At 70.8% G+C, this 277-nt stretch carries 1 protein-coding gene; it reads left to right on the top strand.

Going from position 1 to position 277, the window contains the following annotated elements:
- The coding region (locus FLQ44_RS19850) for a hydroxymethylglutaryl-CoA lyase-like TIM-barrel protein (protein ID WP_500692560.1) at positions 1–274 on the top strand (274 nt) is incomplete at its 5' end.
- Positions 275–277 lie beyond the last annotated feature (3 nt).

The raw sequence follows: 277 nt of genomic DNA on the forward strand, positions 1-277 counted from the left end.
CGCGGACGGCATCGCCGTGCGCGGCTATGTCTCGACCGTGCTCGGCTGCCCCTACCAGGGCGAGGTGCCGGTGGCGGATGTCGTGCGCGTCGCGCAGCGCCTGCACGCAATGGGCTGCTACGAGATCTCGCTGGGCGATACCGTCGGCGTCGGCACGCCCCGCAAGGCACGCGCGATGCTCGAAGCGGTCGCGGCGGTGGTTCCGATGCAGGCGCTGGCCGTGCACTTGCACGACACCTATGGGCAGGCCATCGCAAACATCGCGGCCTGGTAGGGG

The sequence above is a fragment of the Vogesella mureinivorans genome (genome assembly GCF_007644035.1).
GTDB classification, from domain to species: Bacteria; Pseudomonadota; Gammaproteobacteria; order Burkholderiales; family Chromobacteriaceae; genus Vogesella; species Vogesella mureinivorans.